Annotated in this window: 10 protein-coding genes; all 10 read right to left on the minus strand. The window is 48.2% G+C overall.

All coding sequences use genetic code 11. The annotated features are described in order from the left end of the window. Nucleotides 1-49: 49 nt before the first annotated feature. Nucleotides 50-589: a hypoxanthine phosphoribosyltransferase gene (gene hpt / locus BUB18_RS02070; RefSeq protein ID WP_073077510.1), complete on the minus strand. Its 540-nt coding sequence runs from the start codon at nucleotides 587-589 to the stop codon at nucleotides 50-52. A 46-nt stretch (nucleotides 590-635) separates the two neighbouring features. Beyond that, on the minus strand, nucleotides 636-2102 hold the full coding sequence (locus BUB18_RS02075) for a glucosaminidase domain-containing protein (protein WP_073077512.1): 1467 nt from the start codon (nucleotides 2100-2102) through the stop codon (nucleotides 636-638). 38 nt (nucleotides 2103-2140) lie between these two features. Then, nucleotides 2141-2782 (minus strand): O-methyltransferase, encoded by a 642-nt coding sequence (locus BUB18_RS02080; protein WP_073077513.1) that lies wholly within the window; start codon nucleotides 2780-2782, stop codon nucleotides 2141-2143. A 129-nt stretch (nucleotides 2783-2911) separates the two neighbouring features. Next, on the minus strand, nucleotides 2912-3529 hold the full coding sequence (locus BUB18_RS02085) for an LOG family protein (protein ID WP_245805602.1): 618 nt from the start codon (nucleotides 3527-3529) through the stop codon (nucleotides 2912-2914). A 586-nt stretch (nucleotides 3530-4115) separates the two neighbouring features. After that, nucleotides 4116-5255, minus strand: coding sequence for a TIGR03364 family FAD-dependent oxidoreductase (locus BUB18_RS02090; protein WP_073077526.1), 1140 nt, complete (start codon nucleotides 5253-5255; stop codon nucleotides 4116-4118). Between the two features lie 16 nt (nucleotides 5256-5271). After that, complete coding sequence (locus BUB18_RS02095; RefSeq protein WP_073078394.1) at nucleotides 5272-5949, minus strand: HAD hydrolase-like protein; 678 nt, start codon at nucleotides 5947-5949, stop codon at nucleotides 5272-5274. Nucleotides 5950-6066: 117 nt separating this feature from the next. Next, nucleotides 6067-6693, minus strand: a complete 627-nt coding sequence (locus tag BUB18_RS02100; protein WP_073077528.1) for a hypothetical protein — start codon at nucleotides 6691-6693, stop codon at nucleotides 6067-6069. Nucleotides 6694-6703: 10 nt separating this feature from the next. Beyond that, on the minus strand, nucleotides 6704-8113 hold the full coding sequence (locus BUB18_RS02105; RefSeq protein WP_073077529.1) for an FAD-binding oxidoreductase: 1410 nt from the start codon (nucleotides 8111-8113) through the stop codon (nucleotides 6704-6706). Nucleotides 8114-8142: 29 nt separating this feature from the next. Next, the gene (locus tag BUB18_RS02110) at nucleotides 8143-9165 is read right to left on the minus strand and encodes a PorP/SprF family type IX secretion system membrane protein (RefSeq protein ID WP_073077531.1); all 1023 of its coding nucleotides are present in this window, start codon (nucleotides 9163-9165) and stop codon (nucleotides 8143-8145) included. A 6-nt stretch (nucleotides 9166-9171) separates the two neighbouring features. Next, nucleotides 9172-12843 carry a T9SS type B sorting domain-containing protein gene (locus BUB18_RS02115; protein WP_083549247.1) on the minus strand — a complete coding sequence of 1224 codons (3672 nt, stop codon included), beginning with the start codon at nucleotides 12841-12843 and terminating at the stop codon, nucleotides 9172-9174. Between the last annotated feature and the right edge of the window lie 149 nt (nucleotides 12844-12992).

Consider the following 12992-nt stretch of genomic DNA (forward strand, 5'->3'; position numbering starts at 1 on the left):
TTTGCAGCTATTTGCGCAGCTCAAAGCGTGCAGAAGGACGCGGTAACCATTACGGCTCTACGAGCTGGTAGATTTCCGGCAGGTTACGACCCAGGCCATCATAGTCGAGTCCATAACCCAGCAGGAACTTATTAGGTACGGAAAATCCGAGGTAATCGATTTTGATCGGATGCACCATAGCTTCCGGTTTTGTGAGCAGCGAAGCTACCAGCAGCTTTTTGGGTTGCTGATGTTCCAGCTGTGGTAAAAACTGGCTTAAAGTTTTACCGGTATCCACAATATCCTCCAGGATCACTACGGTACGGTTATAGAGGTCTTCATCCAAACCGATAGCCTGCACTACGTTTCCGGTAGATTTGGTGCCTTTGTAGGAGGCCAGTTTAATAAAGGATATCTCTGCATCGATGTTGATATACTTAAACATATCAGCAGCGAACATAAAAGAACCATTCAGGATAGCAATAAACAACGGGCGCTCCCCTTTGAGATCATGATTGATCTGGGTGGCCATTTCCTTGATACGCTGCTGCAGATCTGCGGCATTGATATAAGGTTGAAACTGTTTGTCATGCACTGTGATTACCGACATAAATACTCATTTCCATTTTAACAATTAAAAGCACGAAAAGATGTGCTTACTTTCCCACAAGCAGGCGCTGGCCGATTTTGATATCGAAGCCCTGCAAATTATTCCACTCCTGTAACTGCGTTACAGTTCTGTTGTACATTTTAGCAATACCGTACAGTGTTTCTTTAGGCTGCACATCGTGGTATTGTTGCCCACCGGATTTCACCGGTGCCGGTGTGTTTCTTACGGGTGCCGGTGCTGGCCCTGCCGGCGCTGGCTTCGGCATCGTTGCTTTTACTGGCACGCTGGCTTCGGTATTATCCGGTTCTACTACCACTGGAACGGGTACACCGCCTGGCTTAGATGGAGGAATAGACGCTACACCACCGCTGGAAGTAGGTTTTGCCATCTCCTCTTTTATATCTTTTACCATTTTACCGGGCGAAAAATCTTCCGGTTCCTGTTCTTCTTCCTTTAAGATCCTGGTGGCTTTTGCCAGTGCAGGTGTTTTGGAAGCGTAGCCGTTGAGGGCAAGTTGCTGGCCGGCGGCAGCCTCTTCACCTTCGTGCAGTTTATTCCTGCGGCGCAGCCATTTTATCTGGATACCTTCCGCCTGTGCTACATCGTGTGTGGTTTCATTGCCTGCAACCACGTGATAATCTTTACTGCCTCGTTTGGATTTCTTTTGGAGGAAGATGATCATATCTTTCTTCAGCGGGGCATCACTTGGCAGATCGTTGAAGCGTACCAGCTTGCTGAGGCGGATATCACGCTGGCTTGCCAGGGCAATCAGGGAAGTACCGGCCTTGGCATAAATTACTTTGCGACCATTGATTTCAAACACTCCTTTCGGATAGTTACCTGCTACCGGCTTGCTGGATTTAACCGGACGGGAAGCTGTACTGTTATTGTTAGCCGGAGTTGAGTTGTTATTGTTTACCGGGCGGGGTTTAGGATTTACCACTGTACCGGCGATGGCTGCATTTTCAGCCGCCACTGCTTCCGGAGATAATTTACCCAGTGCCACCAGGGAGTAGCGTTGCAGGTTATTATCTTCAATCACCTTAATCAGTTGCTGCGGGTAGGTTTTATTGGTAGCATACCCCGCCTGTTTAAGGCCATAGGCCCAGGATTTATAGTCTTCTCCATCAAACTGGAAGAGGAAACCATAACGGGGATTGTTACGGAGAAAGTCGGAGTGATCCCGATACGATTCATCAGCGGTTTCGTATACACGAAAACATTCCTGTGCTTCGTCATCATCGTATTTGATGGTTTTACCCGTCCAGGTATTTTTACATTTGATACCGAAGTGGTTGTTAGACTGCTGGCACAGTGTACCATTGCCGGATTGTGTTTCCACCACACCCTGTGCCAGTGTAATGGCGGCAGGAACGCCGGAGCGGCGTTGCTCATCTATAGCCAGCTGGTAGTAGGTGGCTATATATTGCTGGGTGGTAATTCTCTGTGCCTTCACCAGCAATGCGGAGCCAAGAAGAAAACAGACCACCAACAAGAATTTTCTTACTTGCATGTATGTTAGAATTTAATGGGCATAATTCATGGTGATGCTTACTTCTTCCTGATCAACAACACACCATCACGGATAGTTAATAATACTTGTTCGGCCCTGTCATCTGCGAGTACTTTTTCACAGAACCGCACCATTGCTTTAGCCTGGCTGCCCCGTTCATTTTCAGGCAGCAGCACCTGGCCGTGATACAACACATTATCAGCGAGGATAAAACCACCGGGCCGGAGTTTATCCCATACCTGGTCGTAATAATGTTCATATCCTGCTTTATCAGCGTCAATAAATACCAGGTCAAATACCTCGTCCAGCGAGTCGATTACTGCCGCTGCTTTTCCGATATGCATTTTAATCCGGTCAGCGTTCCCGGTGGCTTCCCAGTATTTACGACAAAGTGTTTCCAATTCTTCATTTACATCTACCGTATGCAAAATACCTCCCGGCTGCAAGCCCTGTGCGAGACAGATGGCGGAGTAACCGGTATAGGTTCCCAGTTCAAGGATACGCATGGGGCGTATCATATGACTGACCATGCTCAGTAATTGACCCTGTACATGGCCGCTGAGCATGTGCGGCTGCTCTACTTTCAGATATGTTTCCCTGTGCAGTTTGTATAATAATTCACTTTCAGGGGTCGTATATTTTTCTGAAAATTGCTCCACAGCTACCGGTATCAGCTCCATATATAAAATTTCTGCAAAGCTAAAGAAAACCGCTAAGCTTTGAACACCTGCCTGTTAAATAGTAAACGCCACAGTATAGCAGTTTATGCGTAACTGTGGCGCTTAAATAAGCAATTATGGCCTGTTTTATCAGAAGTTTGGTCTGAGTTTGTTGGTGGTATAGAATACCCGGAAGTACTCCACCACTTCATCGGCAGTATCAAACAGCTGCAGCAAATCGAGGTCAGCCGGGTTGATATTGCTTTCTTTTTCCATCATGGTGGTGCGGATCCACTCCAGCAACCCGCTCCAGTATTCGCGACCCACCAGCACCATTGGCGTTTCTTCCATTTTTTTGGTCTGGATGAGGGTAGCCACTTCAAAAAATTCATCCATTGTACCAAATCCACCAGGCATCATTACAAAGCCCTGTGAGTATTTGGTGAACATCACTTTTCTTACGAAGAAGTAATCGAAGTTGAGTCGTTTGTCGTTATCGAGGTATGGATTCGGATATTGCTCGTGTGGCAGTGTAATATTGGCGCCTACTGACTTTCCGCCGGCACGCTGTGCGCCTTTGTTGGCCGCTTCCATCACGCCGGGGCCTCCGCCGGTAATGATCCCGAAACCTTCCTCAGCGAGGCGGAAGGCTATTTCCTCAGAGAGGTCGTAGTAGCGGTTTCCAGGCTTTGTACGTGCGGAACCAAATATAGATATGCAGGGGCCAATTTTTGCGAGTGATTCAAAACCATCGACGAATTCCGCCATGATTTTGAAGATTTGCCAACTTGAATGAGCTCTGGTTTCTGTCCAATCCCTTTCTTTTAAATTCTTTAATCTATCATTCATGCTTTGTCATTTATGCTAAGGCTCAATTTAGGATTTTTTTGCGGGAAAGAACCTTGTTTTGTTTACTGGCCGGGAGTTTCTCTCGCACCTTCGGTGCGAGAGAAACTCCCGGTTGTGAGGAGGGCCAGCGGCCTTTCTCACTACCGGGGGTTTGCCCTTCGCGTCCGGCGAAGGGCAAACTTCCAATAATCGCGATGACCGAAGGTCATCGCGATTATTAGAACATAAGATGTAAAAACACCTGCATAAAAAAAGCAGGTAACTCAAAAGAAACCTGCTTTCCATTTAACACGTTATGAACGTGCAGCAAAGCTCTTCATACTATGCTGCAGAAACGTTGCGAAGCTGGCTAATTTTCATAACGGTTAATAGGGGCTTAAATTATTGCATATTTAGGCAATAACCTAATTTTAGTTTTACGTATATACACTAAGGATAGAAATGGGAATGCCCTACAGTGTGCAAGCAGCACACACCGCAGGGCATGTTATAATTGTTCACGGTGCTATTGGTAGCGGCCAGCTACAATTTCTTCTGCAAGACCGAACGACAGCGTCATGCCGGCGCCTCCGAGGCCATTAACGATGGTCACATCCTTTTCCGGTGCGAAAATCAGGTCAGTATTGCCATTTTTCAGTTTGGGGTAAATACCATGCCACTGCTCCTGGATGGTGAAATCAGGTGCCTGCAGGAACGTGTGCATGTATCGGAGGATAAGCTCATTGATAAAGGCTTTATCGAAGGGTTCAAAGTCGGGGCCATACTCGTGGGAATCCCCGATGGTAAGCTCTCCGGCCCCATTTTGAGAGATCAGCAGGTGGATGCCCCATTTCATATATTCCGGCATTTCTGCTTCCGCACGTTTACGTACAGCCTCCAGCGTAGTACAGCTGTTAAAGGCGGAATAGTGCAGCAAAGTAAGGCCGGCACAGAGTGCGGGGCCCAGCTGCCAGTTGCCCGGTTGCGGTACGGTACGCATCATCTGGAGTTTGCACTTGGTAAGGTATGATTTTGAAAACTCAGCAGGGTAAAGGGTTTCAAAGTCGGCACCACTACATACGTACACCTGGTCCACCTTCCATTTCTCGTCCTTTGTTTCAATATAAGGCATATGGATGCCATTTACGGCAGTGCCGAAACGCACCGTTACCTTCATCACCTCTTCCAGGTATTTGGCGATGGAGGCGCTGGCCAGTCGTGGGTTTACGGTCATTTCCGTGTTACTCCACATGGCCCCCAGCAGGCCTTCCTGCTTTACTGCCTGGGAGTAGTCAGTTATATTTTTGGGAGATATTAATGCACATTCATAGCCATTGGCTGCGGCGTTGCCAGTAAATTCTTCCAGCACAGCCAGTTCATCCTGGTTGTATGCAAGATGCAATGATCCTGTTGGCTGACATTGTAAACCGGTGGCAGCGGCCAGCTCCAGCCATGTTTCCCGGCTGCTCATGGCGCGGTTGTACATTTTACCGGCGGTTTGGCCGATGGGCCATACCAGTCCGAAATTACGTATGGAAGCGCTGATAGCCTTACTGTTCCTTTCAAATAATACTACCTTTCTGCCTTGTTTTGACAGTTTGTAAGCCATTGCCAGGCCTACAATACCTGCGCCGATAACGGCTACCTCCGCCTGTTGCTGTTGCATGGTGGTGAAAATATTTTTAGATGATGTGGAGTAATTCGTCGAGTTGTGCGATCAGGTGGGTATGCGGGCCTTTGGCCAGCTCCTCGCGGGTATAGGCACCGGTGGTAACACCCGCCACTACGGCGCATCCGGCGTTGGTGCCCTCTTCCAGGTCGGAAGTAGTATCACCGATTTTAGCTACCTGCGCTATGCTGGCGATTTCCAGCTGCTCCATGATGCGGTAAATCATGAACGGATAAGGGCGGCCATGCGGCACTTCATCGCTGGTGGCCACCGCATCTATCAGGCCGTTTTCCTGCCAGCCGGTGCGCTGCAGGATCACGTTGGTAATATCCCTGTCGAAGCCTGTGTCCAGCGCGATTTTAATACCTTTTTGCTTCAGTGCCGCAAATACTTCCGACACCCCTTCCTTTTCACGGACAGCCGGGTTGGTGGCATAGTGCGATTTCATATTGTTCACAAACAGTTCATGCAGTTCCAGGATATAGGCGTCATCGTTATAACGCGGATGCTGCTTTGTACGCAGCAGATAGCGGATAGCGAAAGGTTTGGCGTATCCCATTACTTCGTTTACTTCGTCAACAGTAACATCCACTCCGGCAGTTTTTACCGCCTGTTGCAGCACCAGCGCAACGTTGGACTCATCATGCAGGGTGGTGCCTGCAATGTCAAAAACAGCTAACTGTATTCCCATCTGGCTAAATTTATAATTACCGTACAAAGGTAGCATTCATACTAAAATAAAGTTTAGCCTTTATAAACATTTAACACAGGGTTAATCTAACCCTTTCCGGATGGAAATATGCTTTTATCAGAAGCCCAGGCCTACGCCTGCTCTGTATATCAGTTGATTATTGTAAGGAGAACGGTCGTCCTGGAGTACATCGTACAGCACGGAGAAGCTGATGCCTACCCTGCCGCCTACGCCTTGTGTATAACCGGCGCCGAGGAGCAAACTAGGTACGCCGTAGTTGGATTTGTAAGTGTATTTATCCCCGATGTTAGGCACATCGTAAACGGTAGTTTTTTCTGACACACCGTTATATTCCGGCTGCACATGTAAAAACAGCTGTGGGATAGGATATACGCGGCCCCATACGCCACCACCAAAGATGGTATAGGTATCACGCTCGGTAGTTACATCGTAAAAATCACGATAGCGAATCTGCCCATACTGGGCGTTGATATTGGCACCGGCCGCGATGTAATCATTGAACCGGTAACCCACGAGCGGACTTATATTCACATTCGTATAATCGCCAAATACCGCACCGATAGCACCACCTACGATCAGGCGGTTGGGGTCAAATCCTTTCTGCTGGGCAGGGGCAGGAGCCTGGTTAGGCGCCTGGCGGCGAGTGGGGTCAGTCTGATAATACTGGGCATTCACCGACTGTATGCCGGCCATTAAAAACAAACCCAAAAGCAGTTTCTTCATAAATCGGTATTTAACAGTCAAATATTTTTCCTCTGTTGAGGATGTTATTGGGATCAAATATCTGTTTTATTTGCCTCATTATACGAAGGGAAGTATCGTCAAACACAATATCGAGGTAATTCTTCTGTACCAGCCCAATACCGTGTTCACCGGAAATAGTGCCTTTCAGTTCCTTCACCAGCTGGAAGATTTCGCGGATACCTTCGGTAAGGGTGCCATTCCACTGCTCCTCCGTAAGGGTACCACGAATGATGTTGACGTGCAGATTACCATCACCGGCATGGCCATAGCATACAGAGTGGAATCCGTATTTCGCCCCTATATCCTTGACTCCCTTGAGCAATACGGGTAATTCCGCCCGCGGTACCACCGTATCTTCCTCTTTATAAACAGAATTAGCCTTTACTGCTTCTGCCACTCTCCTACGCAGCTTCCAGAGCTCATCCTTTTGGGTGGAGTCCTCCGCAAATAATATCTCCCCGATATCATATCCTTCTACAATACCGGCAATGCCTTCCATTTCCTGCATCAGCACTTCGGGATAATTACCATCTACTTCAATGAGCAAATGTGCCTGGATATCGTCTTCAATCTTCACCGTTGAGGAATCCACAAATTGGGTTACCCATAGCAATGCGTCCCGCTCCATAAATTCCATGGCACTTGGCGTATAGCCCGCCCTGAAAATCGCGCTCACCGCGGCACAGGCGCTCTCCGCAGAGCGGAAAGGCACCAGCATCAGCAGGTCGTTTTTAGGCAGTGGAATCAGGCGCAACACAATTTTAGTTACTATGCCCAAAGTACCTTCGCTACCCACCACCAGCTGGGTGAGATTATAACCGGTTGAATTCTTCAATACATTAGCGCCCGTCCAGATCACCTCGCCGGAAGGCAACACTACTTCAAGGTTTAACACGTAATCCTTCACCACACCGTATTTCACCGCTTTAGGGCCACCTGAATTTTCAGCGATGTTACCACCTATAAAACAGGTTCCCCTGCTGCTGGGGTCCGGCGGGTAAAACAAGCCTTTTTCCTTCACCGTATTCTGCAGCACTTCTGTGATAACACCTGGTTCGGTGGTTACCTGCAGATTTCTTTCGTCTATCTCGATAATCTTGTTGAAACGTTCCATGGAAAGCAGTACGCCTCCCAATTGTGGCAGTGCGCCACCACTAAGGCCGGTACCGCCACCACGCGGAGTAACGGGCAACAGCTCCTGCTGACAGAGCTGCATGATTTTGCTCACCTGCGCTGTGGTTTCCGGCTTTACCACCACTTCCGGCAGGAAGTGTAAATCTTCGGTTTCGTCCTGTGCATAGCGGTCCAGGCTCTCTTCATCCACCAGCACGTTTTTGTCGCCTGCTATTTCACGTAATGCCGCTATATGTGCAGCAGTTACCTTATTCAATGTGGTCATGTAACAAAAGTAATCAATAAGCAGAGAATTTAAAACGAAGGGCAGAAGGTGGATCGTACCGCATCAGTAAATGCGCGGTTGCGATATAAGCCGGTGTAGATGATACCGATTTCATAAGCGCCCCTGCGGCTGTTGGCAGCAGAGAGTTGTGAAGTGGTAACATCATAACTGAACATCAGCTTCACCGTACTTAACTGGTAGCCCACCATGGCGATAACAGCATCATTACCGCGGTAGTAAATACCACCGTAGGCCTGCTGCGAACCATCACCGGATACGTTATAAGCCGCATTCATGCCCACTGCCAGCTCGGAGGTATTTACCTGCTTACTGTAATACGCGCCGGGGTTGAGGATCACCATGTCGCTCACCTTGATACTGGCATTTAAAAAGCCAATGTAACGCCGGGGAACTATATTATCTGAATCATAAAAGGTTTCGCGTGGTTTATTCACATGATGCACGGAAAAACCGGCATTAACGTAAATATTATCGGTTGGGAAGTAGGCATAGTTCATACCTACCTGTAAATCAAAGTAGTTGGTGCTGGATGCATTGATAGGTTCCGCAGTAGGTACGCGTGCATCAAAGAATTTACCATTCCACTGATCCCCAAAAACCAGCTTCGTAATATCCACCCGTTTATTAGCCGTACCTGCATTGAAACCGAGGGAAAGCAAACTGCTGTTGCCCAGCAACTGATGGTACGCAATAGATCCGTAGGCTTTGGTGGAAGAAAGATTTCCTGCACCCGCCACGTCTCGGAGGATCACCCCTCCCAGTCCTACCCAGCCATACTCCAGGCGGTCCCGGAATAACTGCCAGTCGCCAAATACCGACATCGTTTTATAAGGCACCGGAATAGAAGTCCACTGGTCGCGATAATTCACCCCGATACGATAGTTGCCATCCGGAATAAACCCTGTGTTGGCAGGGTTGGTGGTCAATGGAGAGTTGAAGAACTGCGAGAAATGCAGGTCCTGGGAATATCCATTCAATCCGGTGGTTAACAACAGGAACATGCCTGCCGCGATTTTAACTAGCTGCTTCATGGGTCATCATCTTAACAAGGTTACACTACCCTGACGGTTACCTTTGGTACCATCGTTAAATTCTATACTCACTACGTATGCATATGCATCCATAGGCATTACTTCTCCTTTAAACTTACCATCCCAACCCTGCCTGAAATCGTTGGTTTCGAATATCAGTTGTCCCCAGCGACTAAAGATCTTCAGGTTGAATTTTGCCACCGCAAATGCTTTGATATAAAATACATCGTTGATACCGTCGTTGTTCGGTGAAAATGCATTTGGCACATCAAATAATGGCACTACAATCGCGTTCACATCTTTACAGGTGGTGTGGGCACAACCTTCCGGATTAGAAGCGGTTAAACAAACGGTAAATGTTCCGGTGGTATTAAACTGATGTACCGGGTTAGCTACCGAAGTGGTATCGCCATCTCCAAAATTCCAGAGGTAAGACTGTGCACCTGTGCTGTTATTCGTAAACGTGACCGGTGTATTTTCCACGGCTTTATTTGGTAAAAATTCAAAATCAGCCACCGGTAGCGGCGCTACCAGCACTTTTTGTACAATGCTGTCTTTCTCATTACAGGTGGTAAGGTCCGTAGCTACCAGCTTCACATCAAAGGTGCCCGGAATATTGAAGGTATGCAGCGGATAGGCGTCGGTAGATTGGGAATTATCATCACCAAATGTCCACACGAAGGTTTGACCACCCAGGGATGTATTATCCAGCTTGATGGTTTCACCCACGCAAACCGTATCCGGCATTTCAAACTGCGCCTTCACGTTTACGGCTACACGCAGTGGAAGGTTCAGTACTTCAGGAGCATTACAGAAATTAGTATCCCGCAGCATCAGCGACACATTATACAATCCTGGTGCAGGATAAGTATGTTTGAATGGGAAGGTAGGCGGATTCTGCAGCACATACACCGCAGGACCATCGCCATAGTTGAAAATAAATGAACTATCCCTGAATGCGCCGGAGCCGGGGTTGGAGTTGTTCAGGAACTCATATTGCAACGATTCGCATGGCGGGAGGCGATTGGCCACCAGATCCAGCGTAGCGCGGTTGGTTCCCAGTTTCACCTGGATATATGCAGTATCTGCTCCATTACAGGTGCTTGCATCGGATTTGATGAGTCGAACTATATAAGTACCCACATTCGGATAAGCGTGGGACACCGTATCCAGTGCATTACCGGTTACTTCCGGGCTACCGTCGCCAAAGTCCCAGCGGTAGAAGGAAGTGTTCACATATACCTGTGTGGTATCAATGAAAGTAATGGTTTCGGGTACGCAGTAATTATTTTTTCTTTCCAGTGTTTTAATACCTGCTTTCACCCCGTCGAGGTTGAATGCAATTTTGAGTGCGCCGTAGTTACAGGACCGGGGCGGCGTACTGCTGTATGCTCCAGGTGTAGTGGGATAGCGGGGGCGGGAGTCGCTACCAGTCTGGCACCAGGCGCAGATACCCTGGTAGATGATCCCATTTCTGTCGAACCGGCTGGTACCGCCATCTACGTGTTCAAATAAACCGGCGCCACCAAAGTAGCTACCAAACAGGATGTCGGTTACATCTTTCTGTAACACAATAAAATAGAAATCCATACCATCCGTCAGGCTCTGTAAAGGATTTTTGAGTGGTAAGCCACCGGTACCGGAGTTAGGATAACCTTCTGCCGGGTTGATACCACCACCCCATCCGGAAACGTACACATTTTCGCAACGGTCTACCAGGAAAGCGGTGGGACTGATAGAAGGCAGCCTGGAAGAAGTTCTGGCCTTACCAAAGGTTGTTGAATACACGATATCGGACAGATTGGGCTGGTACTTCATGATAAACTGTGCGGAGTTCTGGTTAAAGAACGTGGCAGTGCCGGTGGGCTGCTTGATGGGCCATACGCCTTCTGTTGTACCGGTCACATATACGTAACCGTTATTATCCAGCTGGATACCATAAATCTGATCGGCCTGGCCATCGGTAGAACCCACATAGGTAGCCTGTAAAATCGAGGAACCGTCGCTGGAAAGATGTGCGATAAAGCCATCGCAGGCGCCACCGGTAAAGGTGGGACCGGCTACGGAGCCGGTTACTTTAAAATCGTCGCTATTGGTACCCCCTGCCACGTAGAGCGACTGGAGGTCGTTTAATGCAATCACAAATGCCGCGTCATCGCCTCTACCTCCTAAGTAGGAGGCCCACACTACGTCCTGGCATATTGGGTTGATTTTCAATACCACACCATCCTGGCCACCACCGTGGGTGGTTTGGAAAGCGCCGCCGGTAGCAGGAAAATCGCTGGAGCGGGTACAACTGGCTACGTAAATATAACCGGCACCATCTACCACTACTTCACTACGGGCATCGTCGCCATAGTTGCGCAGCAGGCCTGTAGCACCGCCGGCACGCTGGTCTCTCATGTTCACGCCATCATCGGCAGAGCCGCCGATGACCAGGGAACCCACCATACTAGCGCCATCTGCGGACAGCATGGAAACGGCAATATCCCATCCGCCGCGCTTGCCAATTAACTTATCCATGGGGTAATTGCCGGATTTTGTTCTCCCCGAAATTACCAGTTGTTTATTCCTGTTTACAAAGAGCGAGTGGGGCTGTTCCGCGCCACTACCGCCAATAAATGTGCAGTATACGAGGCCGGTGCCATTGGGCGTGAATTTCTGGATGCCTATGTCAATTTCACCACCACCATAGGCAGTTTGATATGCCCCGTTTGTTACCGGGAAATCGCGGCCAAATACTATTCCACCGCCGTAAAAGAAACCATCGTCATCATAGGTGGCAGTAAAGCCCCAGTTATCAGAGCGGGAACCGGAAACGGTGGAAAAAACATATACCGGATCAATGATCAGGTCATAATCTTTGTTGTAGGAACCATTGATTTTAAAACCAACTTTATTGCCATTGAGTTTGTAACTAACCTTTACGGATACACGCTCACCATTTACATATTGGTAGGCATATGGTAATTGTTCCGTAACATCTCCCACAGTGGTGTGGATAATCAGCTGACCTTTTTTGATTTCCATGCCGGTGGCTCCGTCGTAGTTGAGCAGGATTTCATCCGGGTTTCCGCCTGGGTGCACAATCATGTCGTACTTAAGTTTGGAGGCTTCTGAGTACACATGAGCGTCAATATTTTTGTATATGGAGATGTAATTCACGCCCTGGTAGGATGACACGTGGGAGGCCCATTTGGAGCGGTCATCACCAATGAAGTAATTGTTATAGAACTCCTGTTTTTTTTCTGGTTCCAGTAAAACGTTCGGGTTAGCGTTCACGAAAGACACCGTGTAGGCGTGGTTTCTGACGGTAGGCATGGAAGTAGGGAAGGGATCTTTACGGTCGATAGTGCCTACTACTTTATCCCCCACATATTTACGGTCGTTGACATACAGCGTATCTGATTTGTGCACATGTCCGTGGATAAACTCCTCCACTTTATCCAGGTCCTCCGGGTGCTGGAGTACGAACCGGAAACCATCTTTTAACAGGAATACCGCTGCTGCATCCAGGTCGGATTTATAGCGCACCTGCGAATCCCACTGTCCTTTATTCTCCGCGAAGTTCAGCGGGGAATAATTAGTTAGACCAGCTGTTTGCTGCGCCATAGCGGAGGTGAACAGCAATAAGCCGATAATCGTTCCAACAAATCCGATCGGGAGGGTAAATTTCAACGGGATAAGATTTTTAATTATCTGAAAAAACTAATATACTACTATAAACGCACAAGCCAACCCAATTGTTACGGCATCATACACAATAACTTACGCACTCATAAGGGTTTTGCCGTAAAATATATACGTAAAAGTTAGACGCTGATAAT

It is taken from the genome of Chitinophaga jiangningensis (assembly GCF_900142605.1).
Lineage (GTDB): Bacteria > Bacteroidota > Bacteroidia > Chitinophagales > Chitinophagaceae > Chitinophaga > Chitinophaga jiangningensis.